Here is a 22,753-nt window from a genome sequence, read left to right on the forward strand (position 1 = left end):
GGCATCGGTCAGGGGTTGATCCAGATGTTGGTGAAGGTTCGCAACGACGACCCGTCGCGGCTGTCCAATTCCGAACGGACGGTGGCGAACTGGCTGAAGACCTGGACCGGCGCGCACGGCCTACCGGGTATCGCGGTGGTGGCCGCCGGGGCCGCCGACGTCATCGTGTGGACGCCGAAAACCTGTGTCGTGATCGTCATCAAGGATTTCACCGAGCGGGCCAGCGGCACGCTGGCGGTGTCGGGATATCGACCCTGGACCATCGACGAGCGCATCGCGCCCCTCACCGGCACCGAGGCCGGCACCGAGCCGATGACCGAGATCCGCGCCCGCACCGGGGAGATCGCCGAACTGCTGCGCGGCGCGCCGGGACGGGAACGCGTCGGCGTGACCGGCATGGTGCTGGTGATGCCGCAACTGGGCAGCCGGGTCACCCTCGAACAGGGCGAATTGCCCGACGGCATCGATGTGGTCCTGGGGGACGGTCCGGCCGCGCTGCGCGCCTACTTCACCCGGATCACCGCCGACGCGCCCGACACCTGGGACGCCACGCAGGTCGGTCAGGCCTTGGGCACCCTCGGATTCGCGGCGGCCGCAACACATTCCGATCTGACCGCGGAGGGCTTTCCCGCCCGCTTGGACCGGACTCCCCCACCCGCCGATCCGGTACCGAGCGCGCGCCCACCGCGCGTGCCGGCTGGTGCACCGCTGCCCGGTGCCGGACCCGCCCCGGCGAGCGCGCCGATCTCCGCAGGGGGTGCTCCGGTCTCGATGGCCCGCCCGCAACCGGCCGCACCGCCCGGGCCGGTCCCGCAACCCGTATCGGCCACGGCGACATCGGGATTCGGCCCCGGCGCCCCCGCGACCGGACCGCAACCCACGTACGGCGGTAGCGCCCAACCGTATTCCGTGCCCTTCGATCCGCGGCCGCCGGCGCCGCCGCGGCGCCGCAACCGCGGCGTGGTGCCGCTGATTCTGCTGGCCCTGCTGGTGGTCGTGCTGGGGCTCGCCGCGACGTGCACCGCGGGCGGCAAGGCCGGATCCGGACCATCGCACGCACCGGCCCCCGAGCGGACCACCACGACGCACTACACTCCCGCGCCCGAACGCAGCGTTCCGACCCAGACCCCAGGCAAGGCGTGCTACCCGTTCCAGCCCGGCTGCCCCGGCTGATCCGAGCGGGCGCGGGCCGAAGCTCGCCGTGCCGGACGCGGCCGGAACATCGTCGCAGTCGGGATCGGCGGCCCAGACGTCAGCCGAACAGGGTCGAGCCGATGGTGTGCCAGCCCAGAACCGAATCCACGGCCAGACCGCAGAACACCACCGCGAGGTAGTTGTTGGACTGCAGGAAGAGCCGCAACGGTTTCACCGACGCACCGCGGCGCACACCCGAATACAGCTGATGCGCCATCAACAGGAACCACGCGCCCGCGACCAGAGCGACCGCCGCGTACACGACGCCGGTCGCCGGAATCAGCGCCAGGGTCGCGAGCACGGTCAGCCAGGTGTAGACGACGATCTGCTTGGTGACGGTCCGCTCGGTGGCCACCACCGGCAGCATCGGCACCCCGGCCGCGCGGTAGTCGTCCTTGTAGCGCATGGCCAGCGCCCAGGTGTGCGGCGGCGTCCAGAAGAAGATGACCGCGAACAGCGCGATCGCGGGCCAGCCGATGCTGCCGGTGACCGCCGACCAGCCGACCAGAGCGGGCATACATCCCGCGGCACCGCCCCAGACCACGTTCTGCGAGGTCCGGCGTTTCAGGCCGAGGGTGTAGACGAAGACGTAGAACAGAATCGTCGCCACGACCAGCAGGCCGGACAGCAGATTCGCCTGCCACCACAGCCACGCGAACGACCCCGCACCCAGGACGACGCCGAAGACGAAGGCGTTCCGCGTCGGCACCGCCTCGCGGGCCAGCGGCCGCTTGGAGGTCCGTTTCATGACCTTGTCGATGTCGGCGTCGGCGACGCAGTTGAGCGTGTTCGCGCTCGCCGCGCCCATCCACCCGCCGAAGAGGGTGGCCACGATCAGCCGGATGTCGACGTGGCCGCGGTCGGCCAGCAGCATGGTCGGGATGGTGGCGACCAGCAGCAGTTCGATCACTCGCGGCTTGGTGAGGGCGATGTAGGCGAGCACTCGGCGGGTCAGTGCCGACAGCGGGCCGCTGCCCTGGACACGGTCGGCGAGCGCCGTCGCGGAGGAGCCATGCGCATCACCCGGCTGTTGCCCAATCCGCACTGTCTCTCCTCGCAGGTGGTGCATCGATCCGGTAGGGAAGCAGCGGGTCCGGCGGCGTGGCGAGCCTGCCGCGCGCAGCCGTTTCCGCTGTCACCGCAGAGTGCGGCGCGGGCGGCGCAGCCTCTACTACAGACGATGGTAGACCCCCGCGGGTTGGGCTCCGGCACCCACCCGCCGCGAAACCGCCCGTGCCCCAGGCGATCGGCGTGGTCAGGGCGTCCACGGCAGTGGCGCGACCCACAGCCGCGGCGTGGACGGACGCGCGAGGGGGGCCGTTCCGGGACGGCGCCGGTCACCGGATCGACAGGCGGAATCGTTCACCGTAACGCCGTGGTGCGGCACGGGGTGCGGACGGCGGGTTCCCCGCTCACATGGAGAGCGTGACCTCTAGGGTGGTGGGTACACAGCCCGCAAGCCGCCGTTGTACCCCACACGAGAAGGTCAGGAGAACCTCGGTCGTGTCAGTCACAGACGACATCCGCGCCCTCACTCAGCCCGTCCACCCCGCCGACTGGACCGAACTGGACACCAGAGCGGTCGATACCGTTCGTGTCCTGGCCGCCGACGCGGTGCAGAACGCGGGCAACGGCCATCCCGGCACCGCGATGAGCTTGGCGCCGCTGGCCTACACGCTCTACCAGCGGGTGATGAACTACGACCCCAGCGACCCGGACTGGACCGGCCGCGACCGCTTCGTGCTCTCCTGCGGTCACTCCAGCCTCACCCAGTACATCCAGCTGTATTTGGCGGGTATCGGACTCGAGCTCGACGATCTGAAGCATCTGCGCCAGTGGGGTTCGCTGACCCCCGGCCACCCCGAGTTCCGGCACACCCGCGGTGTGGAGATCACCACCGGCCCGCTCGGCCAGGGTCTGGCCTCGGCGGTCGGTATGGCGATGGCTTCGCGTCGGGAGCGTGGCCTGTTCGACCCGTCCGCCCCGCACGGCGCGAGCCCGTTCGACCACTACATCTACGTCATCGCCTCCGACGGTGACATCGAAGAGGGTGTGACCTCCGAGGCGTCGTCGCTGGCCGGCACACAGCAGCTGGGCAACCTGATCGTCTTCTACGACGACAACCGGATCTCCATCGAGGACGACACCTCGATCGCGCTCACCGAGGACACCGCCGAGCGCTACCGCGCCTACGGCTGGCATGTGCAGACCGTCGAGGGCGGCGAGAACGTCACCGGCATCCTGGAGGCGATCGAGGCCGCCAAGGCGGTGACCGACAAGCCGTCGTTCATCCTGCTGCGGACCGTCATCGGCTATCCGGCGCCGAACAAGATGAACACCGGGGCCGCGCACGGCGCCGCGCTCGGCGCCGACGAGGTGGCCGAGGTGAAGAAGGCGCTCGGCTTCGACCCGGACCAGAGCTTCGTGGTCGACGACGAGGTGATCGCGCACACCCGCGGCAACGCAGCCTCCCGCGCCAAGGCCGCCCGCGCCGCCTGGCAGGAACGCTTCGACGCGTGGGCGCAGGGCAACCCCGAGAACAAGGAACTGTTCGACCGGCTGGCGCAGCGTCGGCTGCCCAAGGGCTGGACCGAGGCCCTGCCGTCGTTCGAGACCGACCCGAAGGGGATGGCCACCCGCAAGGCCTCCGGCAAGGTGCTGGCCGCGCTGGCGCCGGTGCTGCCGGAGCTCTGGGGTGGCTCGGCCGACCTGGCCGAATCCAACAACACCACGATGCCGAACGTCCCCAGCTTCGGGCCGTCGACGATCTCCACCGGAATGTGGAAGGCCGAGCCCTACGGCCGGACGCTGCACTTCGGCGTGCGTGAGCATGCGATGGGCTCGATCCTCAACGGCATCGCCCTGCACGGACCGACCCGGCCCTACGGCGGCACCTTCCTGGTGTTCTCCGACTACATGCGTCCGGCGGTGCGACTGGCCGCGCTCATGCGGGTTCCGGCGATCTACGTGTGGACCCACGACTCCATCGGCCTCGGCGAGGACGGCCCGACCCATCAGCCGATCGAGCACCTGGCGGCGCTGCGCGCCATTCCGGGTCTGAACGTGGTCCGTCCCGGCGACGCCAACGAGACCGTGTACGCCTGGCGGACCATCCTCGAACTCGAAAGCGCCGAGCAGCATTCGCATTTCGTGCCGGCCGACCACCCGCACACCGACGGCCCGTCCGCGCTGGCGCTGACCCGTCAGGACGTGCCGACCCTGGAGGGCACCAGCTACGAGGGCGTGTCCCGGGGCGGCTACATCCTGGCCGAATCCTCCACCGGCACACCGCAGGTGATCCTGATCGCCACCGGATCCGAACTACAGCTCGCTGTCGCCGCGCGCACTACGCTGGAGGAGCAGGGCATCGGCACCCGGGTGGTGTCCATGCCGTGCGTGGAGTGGTTCGACGCGCAGGACCAGTCCTACCGCGACGAGGTGCTGCCCCCGCAGATCACCGCTCGCGTCACGGTCGAGGCCGGGATCGCGATGCCCTGGCACCGCTTCACCGGCAGCGACGGCGAGAACGTGTCGATCGAGCACTTCGGTGCCTCGGCGCCGTTCAAGGTCCTGTTCGAGGAATTCGGCATCACCGCCGAGGCCGTCGTCGATGCCGCGCAGCGCTCACTCGCCAAGGTGAAGGGATAAGCAATGGCACAGAACGAGAATCTCGCCGAACTGTCGCAGGCCGGCGTATCGGTCTGGCTCGACGACCTGTCACGCAATCGAATTCGCTCGGGCAATCTGGCCGAGCTGGTGGCCACCCGCAGCGTCGTCGGCGTCACCACCAACCCGACCATCTTCCAGGTCGCGCTGAGCGACGGTCACGCCTACGACGACCAGGTCAAGGAACTGGCCGCCCAGGGCGCCGACGCCGACGCCGCCATCCGCACGATCACCACCGACGACGTCCGCTCGGCGTGTGACGTGCTGGCCGAGGTGTTCGAGGCCACCGGCGGCGTCGACGGCCGGGTGTCGATCGAGGTCGACCCGCGGCTGGCGTTCGACACCGACAAGACCGTCGCCCAGGCGGTCGAGCTGTGGAAGATCGTCGACCGGCCGAATCTGTTCATCAAGATCCCGGCCACCGAGGAAGGACTGCCGGCGATCACCAAGGTGATCGCGGAGGGTATCAGCGTCAACGTCACGCTGATCTTCTCGGTGGAGCGCTACCGCAGCGTGATGGGCGCCTACCTGGACGGCCTGCGCAAGGCGCGCATCGCCGGCCACGATCTGGCCCACATCCACTCGGTGGCATCGTTCTTCGTCTCCCGGGTGGACACCGAGATCGACAAGCGGCTCGAGCAGATCGGGACGCCGGAGGCGCTGGCGCTGCGCGGTAAGGCGGGTATCGCCAACGCGCGCCTGGCCTACGCCGCGTATCAGGACGTCTTCGACGGCGGTAAGCACACCTCGACCTATTCGCATCTGGCCTCCTCCGGCGCCAACCGGCAGCGGCCGCTGTGGGCGTCGACGGGTGTGAAGAATCCGGACTACCCCGACACCATGTACATCACCGAACTGGTGGCGCCGAATACGGTGAACACGCTGCCGGAGAAGACCCTCGAAGCCTTCGCCGACCACGGTGAGCTGCGCGGCGACACCGTCTCGGGCACCGCGGCCGAGGCGCAGGGTGTCTTCGACGCGCTCCGCGACGTCGGGGTCGATCTCGACGACGTCTTCGTGGTGCTCGAGCGCGAGGGCGTGGAGAAGTTCGAGAAGTCGTGGGACGAGCTGCTCACCGCGACGGCCACCGAATTGAAGAGCACCGGAAGCAACTGACCGCGATGGCCGGCCAGAAGAAGACGGCCGCCCCGGGGAATCCGCTGCGCGAGGAGCGCGACAAGCGGCTTCCCCGGATCGCCGGCCCGTGCAGCATGGTGATCTTCGGGGTGACAGGCGATCTGTCGCGCAAGAAGCTGATGCCGGCCATCTACGACCTCGCGAACCGGGGGCTGCTGCCGCCGGGCTTCGCGCTGGTCGGTTTCGCCCGGCGCGACTACGCCGACGAGGATTTCGCCGAGGTCGTCCTGGATGCGGTCAAGACGCACGCGCGCACCCCGTTCCGTCAGGAAGTGTGGGATCAGCTGTCGGAGGGCATTCGCTTCGTCCAGGGCACCTTCGACGACGATGCCGCCTTCGGCACGCTCGCGCAGACGCTGAAGAAGCTCGACGCCGAACGCGGCACCGGCGGCAACCACGCCTTCTACCTGTCGATTCCGCCGAACGCCTTTCCGGTTGTGCTGGAACAGCTTTCGCGCACCGGACTGGCCAAACCGCCGGAGTCCGGGCCGGGTAAACCGCAGCCCTGGCGGCGGGTGGTCATCGAAAAGCCCTTCGGTCACGATCTGCAGAGTGCGCAGGAACTCAACGCGCTGGTCAATCGGGTCTTCCCCGAGGAGACGGTGTTCCGCATCGACCACTACCTCGGCAAGGAGACGGTGCAGAACCTGTTGGCACTACGGTTCGCGAACGAACTGTTCGAGCCGATCTGGAACGCCAACTTCGTCGACCACGTGCAGATCACGATGGCCGAGGACATCGGATTGGGCGGGCGCGCAGGCTATTACGACGGCATCGGCGCCGCGCGCGATGTGATCCAGAACCATCTGCTGCAGTTGCTGGCGTTGACCGCGATGGAGGATCCGGTCAGTTTCCAGCCGCGGCAGCTGCAGATCGAGAAGATCAAGGTCCTCTCGGCGACGAAACTGGTCGAACCGCTGGAGGAGACCACGGCTCGCGGGCAGTACGCGGCCGGATGGCAGGGCAGCGAACGGGTGGTGGGCCTGCTCGAGGAGGAAGGTTTCGACCCGCATTCGCGCACCGAAACCTACGCCGCCATCACCCTCAACGTCGACACCCGGCGCTGGGCCGGGGTGCCGTTCTACCTGCGCACCGGAAAACGCCTGGGCCGCAGGGTCACCGAGATCGCCGTCATGTTCAAGCGGGCGCCGCATCTGCCCTTCGATCAGACGATGACCGAGGAACTGGGGCAGAACGCGCTGGTCATCCGGGTACAGCCGGATGAGGGCATCACCATGCGGTTCGGGTCGAAGGTGCCCGGCTCCAGCATGGAGGTCCGCGACGTCAACATGGATTTCAGCTACGGCGAGTCGTTCACCGAATCCTCCCCCGAGGCCTACGAGCGGCTCATCCTCGATGTGCTGCTGGGCGAGCCGTCGCTGTTCCCCGTCAACGAGGAGGTCGAATTGGCCTGGCGCATCCTCGATCCCGTGCTCGAGCACTGGGCGGCGGGCGGGAAGCCCGAACCCTACGAGGCCGGGACCTGGGGTCCGTCCTCCGCCGACGAGATGCTCGCCCGCACCGGGCGGGAATGGCGGCGGCCGTGATCGTCGACATGCCCGACACCAGCACGCGGGACGTGACCAAGCGGCTGGTCAGCTTGCGGGAATCCAACGGCGTGATCGCGATGGGCCGGGTGCTCACCCTGGTGGTGTGCACACTGGACTCCTCCGAGGCGGAGGACGCGATCGACGCGGCCAACGATGCCAGTCGCGAACATCCCTGTCGCGTGATCGTGCTGGCGCGTGGCGATCGGTTCGCCGAGACCAAGCTGGACGCGCAGATCCGGGTCGGCGGCGATGCGGGGGCGGCCGAGGTGATAGTGCTGCGGTTGCAGGGTGAACTGGTCAACAACGAAAGCAGTGTCGTCATCCCGTTCCTGCTGCCCGACACTCCGGTGGTCGCCTGGTGGCCGCGCGGCGCGCCGGAATTCCCGTCGCGGGACTCGGTGGGACGCTTGGCGATTCGGCGCATTACCGATTCCACCTATGCGCCCGATCCACGTGCGGCGATCACCCGGCGGCTCGATTCCTACGCACCCGGTGACACCGACCTGGCCTGGAGCCGGATCACCTTCTGGCGCGCGCTGCTGGCCTCGGCTCTCGATGTGCCGCCGTACGAACCGATCGAGTCGGTGACGGTCTCCGGACTGGCCGAGGAGCCGGCGCTCGATATCCTGGCCGGCTGGCTGGCGGCGAAGCTGGACTGCCCGATCCGCCGGCAGACCGGGGAACTGAAGGTCGAAGTGCACCGGCCGACGGTCTCGATCGGCATCGCCCGCCCGCAAACCGGCCGGACCGCGACGCTGACCCGTACGGGTGAGCCCGACCAGCGGTTCGCGCTCGCCCGCCGCGAAACCAAGGACTGCCTGGCCGAGGAGCTACGGCGCCTCGACGCCGACGAAGTGTACGCCGAGGCCCTGGCCGGAATCGGGAAGGTGATCTATGAGTAAGCCCCGGATCGAGGTTTTTCCCGGAACCGAGGAACTGGTCACGGCCGCGGCCGTGCACTTCGTCCGGGTCGTGACCCGGGCACAGGCCGAACGCGGATCGGCCTCGGTCGTGCTCACCGGCGGCGGCACCGGGATCGGGCTGCTGGAGCAGGTGCGCAAGGCGCCCGGTGCGATCGACTTCGGGCGGCTGGATATCTTCTGGGGTGATGAGCGCTTCGTGCCCGCGGGCGATCCCGAACGCAACGAGCTGCAGGCCCGCCAGGCCCTCCTCGACCACGTCCCGGTGGATCCCGCGCGTGTCCATCCGGTCGCGACCTCCGACGGCGAATATCCCGATCCGGTCGAAGCGGCGGCGGAGTATTCGGCGGCCGTTCACGCCCACCTCACCACCTACGGCGCCTTCGATCTGCATCTGCTCGGCATGGGCGGCGAAGGCCACATCAATTCGCTGTTCCCGCATACTCCGGCGGTCGCCGAGGAACACGAACTCGTGGTGGCCGTGACCGATTCGCCGAAACCGCCCCCGGTGCGGGTCACGCTGACCCTGCCCGCGGTCGCCCGCGCCCGGCACGTGGTGCTGGTGGTCGGTGGCGAGTCGAAGGCCGAGGCGGTGGCTGCCGCCCTAGCCGGTGCCTCCCCGCTGGAGGTCCCGGCGGCCGGAGCGCACGGCAGCGAATCCACCACCTGGCTGCTGGACGAGGCCGCGGCGGCGAAACTGCCCTGAGGTCGGTTTCAGGAGGTGGCGGTCTCGGTCTGCGCCCAGGCCGCCACGGGCAGGCTCAGATAGACCCCGACGAGGTACCCGGCGGGCAGCAGCCGCACCGCCGCGTCGTGGATCTGCTCCGCCCGTCGTTGGCGGTCGGCCGCGCGGTCGGGAAACCATTTCGAGTGCACTTCGATCAGCACATCGAGATCGAACCGGTCGAACGGTCCGGCGGCCCGGCACCGCACCAGGACATCGCCCGGTTGCAGGCAACCGTCGTACGGTTCGTCCGCGCAGGCGACCGCGACCGAGACGATATGCGGCAGTTCCGCGACCAGCCGTCGTGTGGCATCGTCGGTCACACGATGGGCGCAGGTGATGTCGACGAGAGGCACCCGGCAAGCATGCCAGATCCGGTCGGCGGACCTCCGGACCGGTGACGACGCAGCGTAACCCCTACTGCCCCACCGAATTCCACTGCGCCTCGCGCTCGGCCAGATCCGCGAGCCCACGCAGCAGGAATGCGTCGACCGCGTCGGTCCGTTCGAGCTGAACCAGATGTCCGGCTCCCGGCACTTCCTGGACCGCGCGCAGGTCGGGGACGTGGGCTCGCAGGACGGCGAGCGGATCGCGGCCGCTGAAGCCCTCCATATCGGGATCGTTCTCGCCGTAGAGGAAATATGTCGGCACCGCGACGGTGCTGGGCAATCCCTCGGTCAGCTCCCAATTCCGATCCAGGGCGCGGTACCAGGTCAGCCCGCCGGTGAACCCGGTGTGTTCGAATTCGGCAGCGAGCGTATCGAATTCGGATTCCGACAGCCACGGCCACGGCAACGACGGCGCCGCGGGCAGGGCGTCGAGATACCCGATGCCGGGCGGATTCTTCCAGGTGTCGAGGTAGTGGAAGTCCCCGCTCAGCGCGTAGTAGACGCGAGCGAGGAATTCGCGGGGACGCGCGGCGAGTTCGGCATCGGCCACGCCCGGTTCCTGGAAGTACGACAGATGCAGGAAATGCCGCTCGGCGGCGCGGGTCCAGAATGCCGAGGGCGCTTTGGGCGGACGTGGAGCGTAGGGATTGTTCAGCACCATGATGGCGGCCACCCGCTCGGGCGCTCGCAACGCCAGTTCCCACACCAGCTGCGCGCCGAAATCCAAGCCGACGAACACCGCCCGCTCGGCGCCGAGGTCGTCGAGCAGTCCCAGCAGGTCGCCGATCACCGCACGATTGGTGCACGACTCGACCCCGCCGGGAGCCTCGGTCCGGCCGTAGCCGCGCAGGTCCGGGGCGATCGCGTGATATCCGGCCGCCGCCAGGGCCCGCAGTTGCCGATGCCACACGAACCAGCCGTGCGGGAACCCGTGGCAGAACACCACCGGAGCCCCCTCGCCTGCTTCGGCGATGTGCAGCCGAATCCCGTTGGTTTCCACGAACCGATGTGCCGGCTCCACCGCGCCTCCCTGGTACTAGAACACGTTCTCGTTTCACGGTAGTGTCCCGGAGTCGTGAACGGAATACTGACCGATCGAGTCGCCGTCGTCACCGGGGCGAGCCGCGGGATCGGCAAGGGCATCGCGCTGGAGCTGGGGGCCGCCGGTGCGACGGTCTACGTCACCGGGCGGTCCGACCGTCCCGGGCGCCTGCCGGGTACGGTCGCCGGCACGGCTGCCGAGATCGATGCGCTGGGCGGGCGCGGAGTGCCGTTCGTCTGCGATCACCGCGACGACGATGCGGTCGCCCGGCTGTTCGAGACCGTACGGGCCGACCACGGCCGCCTGGATGTGCTGGTCAACAACGTCTACAACTCGCCCGCGTCGGCGCGCTGGCTGGGCAAGCCGTTCTGGGAGGTCCCGCCGCGCGCCTGGGACGAGGGCTTCGACATCGGCGTCCGATCGCATTACGCCGCAGCGCATTTCGCGGCGCCGCTACTGATCGAATCCGGCGGACTGATCGTCGACATCTCCTCACCGGGCGCCGACCGTTTCACCCACAACGTCGTCTACGGTGTGGGCAAGGCCGCGGTCGACCGGCTTACCGCCGATATGGCGCACGACCTCGCCGAGACCGACGTCACCGTGGTGTCGCTGTGGCCGGGAATCGTCGACACCGAGCTGCTCCAGCTCGTTCCCGCCGACGCGAACGGACGCCGGTTGATCACGCTGCCCGGCGAGGGCACCTTCGACCTCGCCCAGGCCGAAACCCCGCGCTTCGCCGGCCGGGCGGTGGTGGCTCTCGCCGCCGATCCGGATCGCCGGGCCCGCACCGGCCGAGCGTGGCGGGTCGCCGATCTCGCCGAGGCCTACGGCTTCACCGATATCGACGGCCGCGTGCCGCGGACCGGATAGGCACATATCGGTCGCGCTTTCCCCTAACCTGGGCGGCGGGTCGCAGGGCGCGGCCCGCAGCGAAGGAGGGTGGATGGACGCCACGGCGACTTTCGATGCGGTGATGGCAGCGGCCGATGCCCCGATCTACGTGGTGACTGTGGCCACCGAATCCGCACGCGCCGGATGCGTGGTCGGATTCGCCTCCCAGGTCGGCATCGAACCGCGGCGATTCCTGCTGTGCCTGTCCGAACTGAACCACACCTACCGGGTGGCCGCCGATGCCACACATGTCGCGGTCCACCTCATCGATTCCGGAGCGCGGGCGCTGGCCCAGCTGTTCGGCGCGGAAACCGGCGACGACGTCGACAAGTTCAGCTGGTGCCGCTGGCATCGCGGACCCGAACAGGTCGTGGTGCTCGACGACGCGACCGCGTGGTTCGCCGCCCGGATCCTCGAGCGGCACGATTTCGGTGATCATCTCGGGCTGCTGGTCGCCCCACTGGAGGGCGCCGCGCCGCCCGAGCACACCGTCGGACTGCGCTACCGCGACCTCGCCGATCTCACCCCCGGGCATCCGGCCTGATCCGAGGATCGGGGGCGTTCAGGGCGATATCCAGGAAGCTTTGCACCGAGCGTCCCGGCGCCGGTCGAGTACGCCAGGCCAGCCGCAACGCGGAGGCGGGGGCATCCGGAATGTCGAGATACGCCACCCCGGGATGCGGAGCCCGGACGCGTGCCAGTTCGGGCACCGCGCCGATACCGCGATCGGCGGCGATCAACTCGATCCATTCGTCGAAATTCGTGCAGGTGACGATCTCGCGCGCGGGATCGGCCGTAGCCCAACTGGATTCGTCGGTGGTGCCGGACACGGTATTGACCACCAGCGGGTAGGGCGCGAGGTCGCGCCACCGCAGCCCGGGCGTCGTCGCGAGGGTGGAGCGGTTCGAAACCGCCGCCACTCGTCGCTCGGTGCCGATGATTCGGCTCGTCAGCGTCGCCGGCAGCCGAATATCCTTGCGGTACAGCGCGATATCGATCCGGCCCGCCGCTACGGCGGCGACCGGATCGTCGATGCGATGAATCCCCACCCGTCCGCCCAGGGCTTCGAATCGGGTGCGCACCTCGGTGAACCAGTCGTCGGGAAGTAGCCAGGAGAAGCCGACCGATACCCGCGCGCGCAGGCGCAGATCGGCGGTGACCGCATCCGCCTCGGCGATGATGCGGGTCGCCGCGGCGAGCAGGTACTCCCCCTCGGCGGTGAGGGCGAAGCGGCGCGCACTGCGCTCGATCAACCGGCAGTCCAGAATCCGCTCGGCCTGCTGCACGGTGCGCGTCAGCGAGGGTTGGGTGGTGTGCAGTCGCGCCGCGGCCCGGGTGTAGTTGCGTTCCTCGCTCAGCACCACGAAAGCGCGCAGATGACGCAGCTCCAGATCCATACGTTCAGCGTATACACCGTGCGCAGGAAGCATTTCACAGCGCCGGACCCGGCCCCGTAACGTGCACGGATGTGACCATCGCACCCGCTCGACAGACCTCCTGGGCTCCGGCGTTGCGCGCCGCGGCCGGACTGGCCGCGGCCATGGGCATCGGCCGGTTCGCCTTCACCCCGTTGCTGCCGGTGATGATCGATGCCGGCCGGTTCAGCGCCCACACCGGCGCGGTGATCGCCGCGGCCAACTACGCGGGGTATCTGCTCGGCGCGGTGGCATTGGCGCGATTCCCGGAATTCAACGGCCGCACCGTCTTCCGGACCGCCGCGGCGGCGTTGATCGTCAGCGAGGCGGCGATGGCCGTACCCGCACCGGCCGTGGTTCCGGTCGTGTTGCGCACGGTGGCGGGCGTGGCCAGCGCGGTGCTGTTCATCGGCTGTGCACAGATCGCCGCCCGGCACGAGAACCGAAGGCGCGCAGCGGGTATCGCCTTCGCCGGGGTCGGCACCGGCATCGCCGCGACCGGCGCGCTGGTAATGATCGCGCAGACCGCGCTGTCCTGGCAGGCGCTGTGGCTCGCCGCCGCCGCCCTCACCGCGCTGCTGGTCTGGCCGGCGCTCGGACTCGAGGTTCGCGCGGGTACCCGCGCGGGCACCGCCACGGTCCGGTCGCCGCGGTCCTGGCGCCTGTTACTGGCGACCTATTTCCTGGAAGGTCTCGGCTATATCGTGCTCGGCACCTTCCTGGTCGCCGCCGTCGACGCCGCCGGCCACCGGACCGCCGGGACGGCCGTGTGGATCGTGGTGGGGCTGGCCGCGGCACCGGCGACGCTGGTGTGGGGTGCGCTCGCCCGCCGGATGATGCCCGCGCTCGCCCTGGTCAGCGCCCTGATTCTGCAATGTGCCTCGGCGTTGCTGCCGACGCTGTGGACGGGGGTGTGGCCCGCGGTCGCCTCGGCGGCACTGTTCGGCGCGACCTTCATGGGTATCACGCTGCTGGCCCTGGAAATTGGGGACGATCTGGCGGGGGCGGGCGCGGCGGCAACCCTGACCGCGGGTTACGGGCTCGGCCAGATGCTCGGCCCGCTGGTGGTCGCTCCGGTACTGGGCGACAGTTACGACGCCGCCTTCACCATCGCGGCGGTGATCCTCGCCGTGGCCGCGGCGGGGGCGCTGGCGATCGTGCCGCGCCGCACCCACGAAAACGGCGGCCCGGCCCAGGCCGAACCGCCGTATCCGATCAGGAGAACTTGATCTCGAAGCCGATGCCCAGCACGGCGATGAACCAGATCAGGCCCACGAAAATGGTGATTCGGTCGAGGTTCTTCTCGACCACCGTGGATCCGGACAGACTCGACTGCACCCCACCACCGAACAGGCTGGACAAGCCTCCACCCTTCGCGCGGTGCAGCAGCACCAGCAGCACCAGCAGCACGCTGGTGATCACCAGGAGGATATCCAGGAACATTTGCATGCCGACAGTTTATGCGGATGCTCAGCCCACCACCGAACCGGCCGTCATCCCGCCGTCGACGACGAATTCCGCGCCGGTGCAGTAGCTGGATTCGGTACTGGCGAGGAAAACCACCAGATCCGACACCTCGGCGGGCAGACCCAGCCGGGCCCGCACATTCGCACCGCGATCGACCTCGACCTCCTCGGTGACCCCGATCATCGGCGTCAGGATCCCGCCGGGATGCACCGAGTTGACGCGCACGCCCTCCGGAGCGAGTTCCAGCGCGGCCGACTTGGTCAGTCCACGCACACCGAATTTCGAGGCCGTATAGGCGTGCATGCCGCTCACCCCCTGGATGCCCGCGGCGGAGGAAATATTGACCACCGCGGCGGGGCGGGCGGCGACCAGGGCATCGCGGGCCGCGCTCAGTCCCAGGAACGGGCCGGTGAGGTTGATATCGATGACCCGCTGCCACTGCTTTTCGGTATAGGTCCCCAGTGGTCCGCCGTCGAGCACCCCGGCATTGTTGACCAGCACGTTCAGCAGGCCGAATCGCTGCACGGTCGCGGCGACAGCGGCCTGCCAGTCGGCCGCTTCGGTCACGTCGAGGTGAACATAGGCGGCCCGCTCGCCCAATTCCTCCGCGAGGGCGCGCCCGGCGTCGTCGGCGATATCGCCCAGCATCACGCTCGCACCCTCGGCGACGAAGGCGCGCGCATGAGCGGCGCCCATTCCCGACGCACCGCCGCTGATCAGGGCGACTCGTCCCGTCAACCGTCCACTCATGTATCCGTCTCTCGTTTCTCTCGTCGATGACCCGATCAGTGCGCCGGTACGGCCGGGCCGTCCAGCCGAAGCACACATCGGGTTCCGGTGTAGATGCTGGGCATGCACGCGTTGCAGTGAATGCAGGCCGAGCGGGTGTCCGACTCGGAACGGATGTGCTGCAACAGATCCGGTTCGCGCAGCAGGGCCCGGCCCATCGCCACGAATTCGAACCCCTCGCGCCGAGCCCGGCGCATATCCTCGAGGTCGGTGACGCCGCCCAGCAACACCAGCGGCATCGACAGTTCACGGCGGAACTGGCGCGCGCGCTCCAGCAGATAGGTGCCGTGGTACGGGTATTCGCGCAGGAAGGCCCGGCCGACCACCGTGAAACCGAGCCGGGTGGGCGCCGGCAGCGTTTCCGCGAAGGCCTTCCGCGGCGCGTCACCGTGGAACAGCAGCATGGGATTGAGCAGCGAGCTGCCGGCGGTCAGTTCGAGCGCGTCCAATCCGCCGTCGGCTTCCAGCCAGGACGCCACCCGCAGCGATTCGGCAAGCGAAAAGCCACCGCGCACACCGTCTTCCATATTCAGCTTGGCCAGGATCGCGAGTCGGCCGCCGACCGCTTCGCGCACCGCGAGCGCGATCTCCCGGGCCAGTCGGGCCCGATTGGCCAGCGGTCCGCCGTAGCCGTCCTTGCGCCGATTCAGCAGCGGGCTCAGAAACGAGCTGACCAGGTAGTTGTGACCGAAATGCAGCTCCACAGCGTCGAATCCGGCCTCCTCGGCCAGCAGCACCGCCCGCACGTGCGCGGCCACCAGGTCCTGGATCTCGGCCACCGAGGGTGACCGCATCATCTTCATACTCAGCGGCGACCACAGCCGCGTCGGCGCGAGCGCGGGTGCCCGGTTCGAGGCCGCGTTGGCCACCGGCCCCGCATGTCCGATCTGCGCGCTGACCTTCGCCCCTTCGGCATGAATGGCGTCGGTCAGCCGCCGCAGCCCCGGCACCGCCTCGGGGCGCATCCAGATCTGATGGCGGTCGGTGCGGCCGCCCGGCGCGACGGCGCAGTAGGCGATGGTGCTCATTCCCACGCCACCCGCCGCGATCTCGCGGTGGAACTCGATCAGTTCGTCGGTGACCAGGGCATCGGGCGTGCGGCCCTCGAAGGTCGCCGCCTTGATCACCCGGTTACGCAGGGTGATCGGGCCCAGATCGACGGGTTCGAAGATATCGTTCACTGCTACTCCTGTACGGCCGGCTGCGATCCGGCGGAAGTGGGTGATGGCGCGGTGAGCCCGGCGACGACGAATTCGCGCAGCGTCGCGACCGCGGGCGCTGCGATGTCGTAGTCCTCGGTGCTGCCGAAGCGCACGATGATCAGATCGAAGGCCAGCTGCCAGCGTCGGCGGGCCTCACCGGGCGTCAATTCCGGCAGCAGCTGCGACCACGACTCCATCCGGAACCACTGGTGTTGCCACGACATCGGGCGGCGGCGAAGGATCAGCCCGGCCAGCAGCCGCAGATGCAGCCGGCCCATCGGATCGGCGGCCAGCCCGACGAACGGCTCGAGTACCGCGTCGACCACCGCCGGGACCGACCGCGGTTCGGTGGCCGTGGCCGCCGCCAGCCCCTCGGCCCACAGCGGTCCGAGCCGGTCCTCGATCAACGCGGCGATCAGCGCCTCCTTGGAACCGAAGTGGTAGTGCACCGCCGCCGGATTGGCGCCCGCGGCCACGCAGATCGCCCGCACCGAGACCTCCTCGTAGCGCTCGGTGAGCAGGAGCCGCTCGGCGGCCGCCAGGAGTTTCTCGCGGGTGCTCGTCGCCACCTTCTCACTCATGCCCGCTAGTGAACCACGACACAGAACAGGTTTCAATCATTGATTGAATCAGTGAGACAAACCGGAGCTCGATCGGCACATCTGCAGTAGTGGACATGTCAAGGAATACTGGGGGACTCTCACTCGTTCAGGTGATTGAACTTTTGATCAGATCCGCAGGAGGCGGCCATGCAGTTCGGCATCTTCACCGTCGGCGACGTCACCGTCGATCCGACGACGGGCGTCGCGCCCACCGAGGGCGAGCGCATCCAGGCAATGATGCGGCTCGCGCTCGAGGCCGAGAAGGTCGGCCTCGACGTGTTCGCGACCGGCGAGCACCACAATCCCCCGTTCGTCCCGTCCTCCCCGACCACCATGCTCGGCTGGGTCGCGGCCCGCACCGAGAAGTTGCTGCTGTCGACCTCGACCACGCTGATCACCACCAACGATCCGGTGAAGATCGCCGAGGACTACGCGATGCTGCAGCATCTGGCCGGCGGCCGGGTCGACCTGATGATGGGTCGTGGCAATACCGGGCCGGTCTATCCGTGGTTCGGGAAGGACATTCGCAAGGGCGTGGAGCTGGCGATCGAGAACTACCATCTGCTGCGCCGACTGTGGCGTGAACCGGTGGTCGATTGGCAGGGGCAATTCCGTACGCCGCTGCAGGGATTCACGTCCACCCCCGCTCCGCTGGACGGCACCCCGCCGTTCGTCTGGCACGGCTCGATCCGGTCCCCGGAGATCGCCGAACAGGCCGCGTACTACGGCGACGGCTTCTTCCACAACAACATCTTCTGGAACAAGGAGCACACCCAGGAGATGGTGCGGCTGTACCGGCAGCGCTTCGAGCACTACGGTCACGGCGCCGCCGACCAGGCCATCGTCGGCCTGGGCGGCCAGGTATTCATGGCCGAAACCGAGGCCGCGGCCAAGAAGTTCTTCCGCCCGTACTTCGACAACGCGCCCGTCTACGGCCACGGTCCCTCGCTCGAGGATTTCACCGAGATGACGCCGCTGACCGTCGGCACCCCTGAACAGGTCATCGAGCGCACCCTCGGCTTCGCCGACTATGCCGGCGACTACCAGCGCCAGCTCTTCCTGATCGACCATGCCGGCCTGCCCCTGGAGGTGGCGCTCGAACAGATCCGGATCCTCGGCACCGAGGTGGTGCCGGTATTGCGCAAGGAGTTCGAATTGCGCCGTCCGGCTCACGTTCCCAGCGATCCGCCGACCCACGCCACGCTGGTGGCGGCCGGACCGGACGCCCCGCACCATCTGGTCGAGCCGGCGCGCGAGCGGCTGCTCGCCGCCGCCGACCAGGCCTGATTCGTCCACCACCGCATCGAACGAGGAGCGCACCGATGTCGCATACCGTCGTCGTACTCACCGCCGGATTGTCGCAACCCTCGAGCACCCGGCTGCTCGCCGACCAGCTCGCCGATGCGGTGGCCGCCGCCGTCGGCGCCCGCGGCGAGGCCGTCGAATTCGAGGTTATCGAATTACGCGATCTGGCAAGCGATCTCGCTGCCACCATGGTGTCGGGTGGCCTGCCCACGCCCGCGGTGGCCGCGGCACGGGAGAAGGTGTCGGCGGCCGACGGCCTCATCGCCGTCACCCCGGTCTTCGCCGCGAGCTATTCCGGCTTGTTCAAGATGTTCATCGACGTGCTCGACACCGAGGCGCTCAACGCGATGCCGGTCCTCATCGCCGCCACGGCCGGTACGGCCCGGCACGCCCTGGTGCTCGAACACGCGATGCGGCCGCTGTTCACCTATCTTCGTGCGGTCGTCGTTCCGACCGGCGTCTTCGCGGCAACGGAGGATTTCGGATCGGCCGGTCTCGGCGAACGAATCCAGCGGGCGGCCGCCGAATTCGCCACCCTGGTGGTCGCGGTGCCGACCGGCGTGGACGGATTCCTGCCGGAGCCGACTCGTGCGCGCCAGTCCGGTAATCATGTCGGCGGAGTGACACCGTTCGCCCAATTGCTGGCCGGGCATACCGGCCATGTCGAACGCCCGCATCGAACGGCCGAGCGGTAGGGAATTCCCACCCACGCAGGCCCGCGGCCGCTCGCAGCGGGGAAATCCCGTGCGCGGGCGGCCACAGGCAACATGATGGAGGGGTGACACCTGCCCCCGAAGTACTTCTCGACCACCACTTGCGCGCCTCGGTTCGGGAGGTGACGCCGGGCCCGAAGCGCGGCAGCACCGAACCGATCGGCCACGACAGTTCGATCACCGTCGGCACCTGTCTCGAGCTGTTCGACGCGCAGGCGGCGAGCCGGCATCTGGATCTGGCGGCGCGGCGGCTGGGCACGGCCAGACGCGGCTACTACAGCATCGGGTCCAGCGGACACGAGGGCAATGTGGTGTTGGGGCACACGTTGCGCAGCACCGATCCGGCTCTGCTGCACTACCGTTCGGGCGCCTTGTTCGTCCATCGCTGCCGGCAGGTTCCCGGTCTGGATCCGATTCGCGATGTGCTGCTGGGTGTCGTCGCCGCGGCCGCCGACCCGATCTCCGGTGGACGACACAAGGTTTTCGGCAGTGCGCCCGCGGGGGTGATACCGCAAACCTCCACCATCGCCTCCCATCTTCCCCGTGCGATGGGACTCGCCTTCGCGCTCGACCGGGCACGCCGCCTGAACCTGAGCACACCGTGGCCGCGAGATGCCGTGGTGCTGTGCACTTTCGGTGACGCCTCGGCCAATCATTCGACCGCGCTCGGTGCGATCAACGCCGCGATCCACACCGCGCACCAGGGCATCGCGATGCCGCTGCTGTTCGTCTGCGAGGACAACGGGCTCGGCATCAGCGTGCCCACTCCGCCGGACTGGATCGAGTCGGCCTTCGGGTCCCGGCCGGGCCTGCGCTACTACGATGCCGACGGGTCCGATCTGCTGCAGTCGCTGTCGGTGGCGTCCGCGGCCGCGGAATCGGTGCGCGCGCGGCGGCGGCCCGCCCTCCTGCGGTTGCGCACGGTGCGGTTGCTCGGTCACGCCGGATCGGATGTCGAGGCAGCATACCGGCGGCCGGAGGATATCGATGCCGACCGGCGGCGGGACCCGGTCGCGGCGACCGCGCGCCTGCTGGTCGAGATCGGCGCGGGGACGGCCGAGGAAATCCTCGCCCGCTACGACGCCATCGGAGCACAGGTCGAGGCGGCGGCGGCCCGGGTGGTGAACGAGCCACATCTCGATTCGGCCGAGGCGGTTCGGGCGCCCCTGCGGTTCGATAGCAGCCGGCCGGTCACCCCGCGCGGCAGCCGGCCGAGCGATCGAACGTCGGTGACCAGGTCATTTTCCGACGCGCGTCCGGCTCCTGACCGAGTCACCGAGTCCGGGCCCGCCGACTTCGTGACACACTCCGGCCCGGAGGGCGGCGGGTCCGTCGCCCCCGAACCCGCGCGCTCGGAGCCCGGCGCGGACGAGGCCGGTCGTCCGGGACCGATGACGCTGGCGCAGGCCGTCAACCACACGCTCGCCGCCCTGCTCGACCGCGATGCCGACATCCTGGTCTTCGGCGAGGACGTCGGCCGCAAGGGCGGCGTGTACGGCGTGACCAAGGGCTTGCAGCGGCGGTTCGGCGCCCGGCGCGTCTTCGACACTCTGCTGGACGAGCAGAGCGTCCTCGGCACCGCATTGGGCGCGGGTCTGGCCGGCCTTCTTCCCGTCCCGGAGATCCAGTATCTGGCCTATCTGCACAATGCGCTCGATCAGATCCGCGGCGAAGCGGCCACTCTGTCGTTCTTCTCCGCGGGACAGTACCGCAACCCGATGGTGGTGCGGATCGCCGCATTCGCCTACCAGCGCGGCTTCGGCGGGCATTTCCACAACGACAATTCCGTTGCGGCACTGCGGGACATCCCCGGTGTCGTGGTTGCCGCGCCGGCGCGAGCCGACGATGCCGCGGCCATGCTGCGCAGCTGTGTCGAGGCCGCGCGCACCGACGGCCGGGTCTGCCTCTTCCTCGAACCCATCGCGCTGTACCACACCCGGGATCTGCACCGTCCCGGCGACGAGGGCTGGCTGGCCACGCCGAGCGAGGGCCCGGCCGCGATCGCCCGGGGCCGAATCCACGGGGACGGCGCCCATCTGACGATCGTCACCTTCGCCAACGGGGTGCCGATGAGCCTGCGCGCCGCACAACGCCTGGCCGACAGCGGGATTCACGCCCGCGTCCTCGACCTGCGCTGGCTCGCTCCGCTTCCGATCGACGATCTGCTGCACCACGCGCACGCCACCGGAGCCGTCCTGATCGCCGACGAAACCCGGCGCAGCGGCGGGGTGTCGGAATCGGTGTGCACCGCCCTGGTCGATCACGGTTTCGACGGTCGCCTCGGTCGCGTCACCAGTGACGACAGTTTCGTACCGCTCGGGCCCGCCGCCAATTCGGTCCTGCTGACCGAAGCCGCGATCGAGTCCGCCGCGCGCCGACTGCTGGAGTCCGGGGCACCCGTGCGGAAATGACGCGCGCCGCGGCAGCGGTGCACACGACGCTGGTCAGTCGACGGACGCTGTCACTCAGCGCAGCGTGACCGTCGTCGGGAGCGCCGCGAACCCGCGATTGTTCGACGAATGGATGCGCCGCAGACCCGCCGGATCGATCTCGTAATCGCTGATGCGCGTGCTGATCTCGCCGAGCGCGGTGCGCAGTTCCAGCAATCCGAGGTTCGAGCCGAGGCAGTGGTGACGGCCGCTGCCGAACACCAGCGCGTCGCGGGTGTCACGATCGAGGTCGAATGCGTCGGGCCGGTCGAAGACCTCTGGATCCCGATTCGCCGAACCGGTCAGCAGCAGCATCCGCGCCCCCGCCGGGATCGTGACCCCGTGCAATTCCACGGCTTCGGTGGTGGTCCGCAGTTGCGACTGGGTGGCCGGGTCGTAGCGCATCCCCTCCGCGATCCAGTCGTCGAGCCGACCGCCGAGCGCCGCGGCGCGTTGCTGCGGGTGCGTCCAACCCGCGTACCAGATGTTGCCGAGGGTGAGCATGGTCGTCTCGATACCGGCACCGACCAGCAGGATGAGAACGCCCACGATCTCTTCCGGGGTGAGCCGGTCGTCGCCGTCGGCGGCATCGAGCAGACCGGACAGCAGGTCGTCGGCGCGGTTCTTACTGCGTTCGATGGTCAGTTCGGTGTAGTAGCCGACCAGTGCGCCGATGGCCTGCATCGCCTCGGGCCGCAGATCGGTCGATTCCTCCTCGGTGTACATGATCTCCATGCCGAGTTTGCGCACCAGGTCACGGTCCGCGCTCGGCACCCCCACCAGTTCGGAGATGACTTCGGTCGGGTACGGCCCGGCGAACTCGCTCATCAGATCGAAACTGCCCCGCTCGAGCAGCGGCGCCAGCAGGCCCGTGGCAATCTCGCGCAGTCGTGGCGCCAGGGCCTGGACCCGCCGGGCGGTGAACGCACGGGCGACCAGGCCCCGCATCCGGGTGTGCTTCGGCGGGTCCATCGCGACGAACGAGAAGAACCGTTCGGCCTGCGGGCCCCAGAACGCCGGCTCCATCCGCAACCCGTTGGCGCTCGAGAAGCGATCCGAATCGCGCAGTGCCGCAATCACATCGGAGTACCTCGACAGCGCCCAGAAGTCGTCGTCGGCATTGCGGTAGACCGGGGCTTCGGTGCGCAACCGGGCGTAGATCGGATAGGGATCCTCGTGAACCCCGAAATCGTACGGACTGAACTGCACTGACATATCGAGCCTCCCCAGCCGCACGGCAGGGGGCCGCGCCGGTTCGTCATCCGAGCTGACAGGATGACAGTAGACGATAATCGAGCGTCATCGTCGAAGAGAG

The 22,753-nt window shown here is 69.0% G+C and carries 21 protein-coding genes; 12 read left to right on the forward strand and 9 right to left on the reverse strand.

The genetic code is table 11. The features are described from left to right. The first annotated feature begins 24 nt into the window (after window positions 1–24). Window positions 25–1,173, forward strand: a complete 1,149-nt coding sequence (locus ON37_RS14440; protein WP_040719926.1) for a hypothetical protein — start codon at window positions 25–27, stop codon at window positions 1,171–1,173. Between the two features lie 79 nt (window positions 1,174–1,252). Here the strand turns inward: ON37_RS14440 and ON37_RS14445 are convergent, their stop codons facing one another. Beyond that, entirely contained in the window at window positions 1,253–2,239 is a 987-nt protein-coding gene (locus tag ON37_RS14445; protein ID WP_040719928.1) for a heme o synthase, read from the reverse strand. 458 nt (window positions 2,240–2,697) lie between these two features. Here ON37_RS14445 and tkt point away from each other — a divergent pair, with 458 nt between their 5' ends. From tkt to pgl, 5 genes are read left to right on the forward strand one after another with little or no spacing between them, the layout of a single operon-like run. Further along, the gene (gene tkt / locus ON37_RS14450) at window positions 2,698–4,842 is read left to right on the forward strand and encodes a transketolase (RefSeq protein ID WP_040719930.1); all 2,145 of its coding nucleotides are present in this window, start codon (window positions 2,698–2,700) and stop codon (window positions 4,840–4,842) included. Between the two features lie 3 nt (window positions 4,843–4,845). Then, window positions 4,846–5,976, forward strand: coding sequence for a transaldolase (gene tal, locus ON37_RS14455; RefSeq protein ID WP_040719932.1), 1,131 nt, complete (start codon window positions 4,846–4,848; stop codon window positions 5,974–5,976). A 5-nt stretch (window positions 5,977–5,981) separates the two neighbouring features. Next, a complete protein-coding gene (zwf, locus tag ON37_RS14460; protein WP_040719934.1) occupies window positions 5,982–7,544 on the forward strand; it encodes a glucose-6-phosphate dehydrogenase in 1,563 nt (520 codons plus the stop codon). Continuing rightward, the gene (gene opcA / locus ON37_RS14465) at window positions 7,541–8,449 is read left to right on the forward strand and encodes a glucose-6-phosphate dehydrogenase assembly protein OpcA (RefSeq protein WP_312033462.1); all 909 of its coding nucleotides are present in this window, start codon (window positions 7,541–7,543) and stop codon (window positions 8,447–8,449) included. Before zwf ends, opcA begins: the two co-directional genes overlap by 4 nt. Next, window positions 8,442–9,173, forward strand: a complete 732-nt coding sequence (pgl, locus tag ON37_RS14470; protein ID WP_040719938.1) for a 6-phosphogluconolactonase — start codon at window positions 8,442–8,444, stop codon at window positions 9,171–9,173. Before opcA ends, pgl begins: the two co-directional genes overlap by 8 nt. Window positions 9,174–9,181: 8 nt before the next feature. Here the strand turns inward: pgl and ON37_RS14475 are convergent, their stop codons facing one another. Next, a complete protein-coding gene (locus tag ON37_RS14475; RefSeq protein WP_040719940.1) occupies window positions 9,182–9,547 on the reverse strand; it encodes a hypothetical protein in 366 nt (121 codons plus the stop codon). A gap of 61 nt (window positions 9,548–9,608) precedes the next feature. Further along, window positions 9,609–10,601: an alpha/beta fold hydrolase gene (locus ON37_RS14480; protein ID WP_051031590.1), complete on the reverse strand. Its 993-nt coding sequence runs from the start codon at window positions 10,599–10,601 to the stop codon at window positions 9,609–9,611. Between the two features lie 54 nt (window positions 10,602–10,655). On the opposite strand from ON37_RS14480, the gene ON37_RS14485 reads away from it, so the two are divergent. Both ON37_RS14485 and ON37_RS14490 read left to right on the forward strand, forming a co-directional pair. Further along, window positions 10,656–11,495: an SDR family NAD(P)-dependent oxidoreductase gene (locus ON37_RS14485; protein ID WP_040719942.1), complete on the forward strand. Its 840-nt coding sequence runs from the start codon at window positions 10,656–10,658 to the stop codon at window positions 11,493–11,495. 73 nt (window positions 11,496–11,568) lie between these two features. Then, on the forward strand, window positions 11,569–12,060 hold the full coding sequence (locus tag ON37_RS14490; protein WP_040719944.1) for a flavin reductase family protein: 492 nt from the start codon (window positions 11,569–11,571) through the stop codon (window positions 12,058–12,060). On the opposite strand, the gene ON37_RS14495 is transcribed toward ON37_RS14490, so the two are convergent. After that, window positions 12,038–12,913, reverse strand: coding sequence for a LysR family transcriptional regulator (locus ON37_RS14495; RefSeq protein ID WP_040719945.1), 876 nt, complete (start codon window positions 12,911–12,913; stop codon window positions 12,038–12,040). The genes ON37_RS14490 and ON37_RS14495 overlap by 23 nt on opposite strands. Before the next feature lie 71 nt (window positions 12,914–12,984). On the opposite strand from ON37_RS14495, the gene ON37_RS14500 reads away from it, so the two are divergent. Beyond that, window positions 12,985–14,160 (forward strand): YbfB/YjiJ family MFS transporter, encoded by a 1,176-nt coding sequence (locus ON37_RS14500; RefSeq protein ID WP_051031591.1) that lies wholly within the window; start codon window positions 12,985–12,987, stop codon window positions 14,158–14,160. On the opposite strand, the gene secG is transcribed toward ON37_RS14500, so the two are convergent. From secG to ON37_RS14520, 4 genes are read right to left on the reverse strand one after another with little or no spacing between them, the layout of a single operon-like run. Next, window positions 14,147–14,380 (reverse strand): preprotein translocase subunit SecG, encoded by a 234-nt coding sequence (gene secG, locus ON37_RS14505; RefSeq protein ID WP_040719947.1) that lies wholly within the window; start codon window positions 14,378–14,380, stop codon window positions 14,147–14,149. The two genes, ON37_RS14500 and secG, sit on opposite strands and share 14 nt — an antisense overlap. A gap of 21 nt (window positions 14,381–14,401) precedes the next feature. Then, window positions 14,402–15,148, reverse strand: a complete 747-nt coding sequence (locus tag ON37_RS14510; RefSeq protein WP_040719949.1) for an SDR family oxidoreductase — start codon at window positions 15,146–15,148, stop codon at window positions 14,402–14,404. A 35-nt stretch (window positions 15,149–15,183) separates the two neighbouring features. Then, window positions 15,184–16,368, reverse strand: a complete 1,185-nt coding sequence (locus ON37_RS14515; protein ID WP_040719951.1) for an NADH:flavin oxidoreductase — start codon at window positions 16,366–16,368, stop codon at window positions 15,184–15,186. 2 nt (window positions 16,369–16,370) lie between these two features. Next, window positions 16,371–16,970: a TetR/AcrR family transcriptional regulator gene (locus tag ON37_RS14520; protein WP_051031592.1), complete on the reverse strand. Its 600-nt coding sequence runs from the start codon at window positions 16,968–16,970 to the stop codon at window positions 16,371–16,373. 168 nt (window positions 16,971–17,138) lie between these two features. Between ON37_RS14520 and ON37_RS14525 the strand changes: the two genes are divergently transcribed. From ON37_RS14525 to ON37_RS14535, 3 genes are all read left to right on the forward strand, one after another. Then, window positions 17,139–18,278: an LLM class flavin-dependent oxidoreductase gene (locus ON37_RS14525; RefSeq protein WP_040719952.1), complete on the forward strand. Its 1,140-nt coding sequence runs from the start codon at window positions 17,139–17,141 to the stop codon at window positions 18,276–18,278. 35 nt (window positions 18,279–18,313) lie between these two features. Then, a complete protein-coding gene (locus ON37_RS14530) occupies window positions 18,314–18,991 on the forward strand; it encodes a CE1759 family FMN reductase (protein ID WP_040719954.1) in 678 nt (225 codons plus the stop codon). Window positions 18,992–19,074: 83 nt separating this feature from the next. Beyond that, complete coding sequence (locus ON37_RS14535) at window positions 19,075–21,420, forward strand: thiamine pyrophosphate-dependent enzyme (RefSeq protein ID WP_373282024.1); 2,346 nt, start codon at window positions 19,075–19,077, stop codon at window positions 21,418–21,420. Between the two features lie 54 nt (window positions 21,421–21,474). Here ON37_RS14535 and ON37_RS14540 read toward each other — a convergent pair whose 3' ends face one another. Further along, the gene (locus tag ON37_RS14540) at window positions 21,475–22,653 is read right to left on the reverse strand and encodes a cytochrome P450 (protein ID WP_040719955.1); all 1,179 of its coding nucleotides are present in this window, start codon (window positions 22,651–22,653) and stop codon (window positions 21,475–21,477) included. Window positions 22,654–22,753 lie beyond the last annotated feature (100 nt).

Origin of the sequence: Nocardia veterana NBRC 100344, from assembly GCF_000308855.1 — a bacterium.
Classification (GTDB): domain Bacteria; phylum Actinomycetota; class Actinomycetes; order Mycobacteriales; family Mycobacteriaceae; genus Nocardia; species Nocardia veterana.

Excerpts from the sequence above, each read along its gene's own strand:
- ON37_RS14440 (WP_040719926.1), top strand. The coding sequence starts at position 25 with ATGTTGGTGAAGGTTCGCAACGACGACCCGTCGCGGCTGTCCAATTCC.
- tal (WP_040719932.1), top strand. The coding sequence starts at position 4,846 with ATGGCACAGAACGAGAATCTCGCCGAACTGTCGCAGGCCGGCGTATCG.
- zwf (WP_040719934.1), top strand. The coding sequence starts at position 5,982 with ATGGCCGGCCAGAAGAAGACGGCCGCCCCGGGGAATCCGCTGCGCGAG.
- pgl (WP_040719938.1), top strand. The coding sequence starts at position 8,442 with ATGAGTAAGCCCCGGATCGAGGTTTTTCCCGGAACCGAGGAACTGGTC.
- ON37_RS14490 (WP_040719944.1), top strand. The coding sequence starts at position 11,569 with ATGGACGCCACGGCGACTTTCGATGCGGTGATGGCAGCGGCCGATGCC.
- ON37_RS14495 (WP_040719945.1), bottom strand. The coding sequence starts at position 12,913 with ATGGATCTGGAGCTGCGTCATCTGCGCGCTTTCGTGGTGCTGAGCGAG.
- secG (WP_040719947.1), bottom strand. The coding sequence starts at position 14,380 with ATGCAAATGTTCCTGGATATCCTCCTGGTGATCACCAGCGTGCTGCTG.
- ON37_RS14510 (WP_040719949.1), bottom strand. The coding sequence starts at position 15,148 with ATGAGTGGACGGTTGACGGGACGAGTCGCCCTGATCAGCGGCGGTGCG.
- ON37_RS14520 (WP_051031592.1), bottom strand. The coding sequence starts at position 16,970 with ATGAGTGAGAAGGTGGCGACGAGCACCCGCGAGAAACTCCTGGCGGCC.
- ON37_RS14525 (WP_040719952.1), top strand. The coding sequence starts at position 17,139 with ATGCAGTTCGGCATCTTCACCGTCGGCGACGTCACCGTCGATCCGACG.
- ON37_RS14530 (WP_040719954.1), top strand. The coding sequence starts at position 18,314 with ATGTCGCATACCGTCGTCGTACTCACCGCCGGATTGTCGCAACCCTCG.
- ON37_RS14540 (WP_040719955.1), bottom strand. The coding sequence starts at position 22,653 with ATGTCAGTGCAGTTCAGTCCGTACGATTTCGGGGTTCACGAGGATCCC.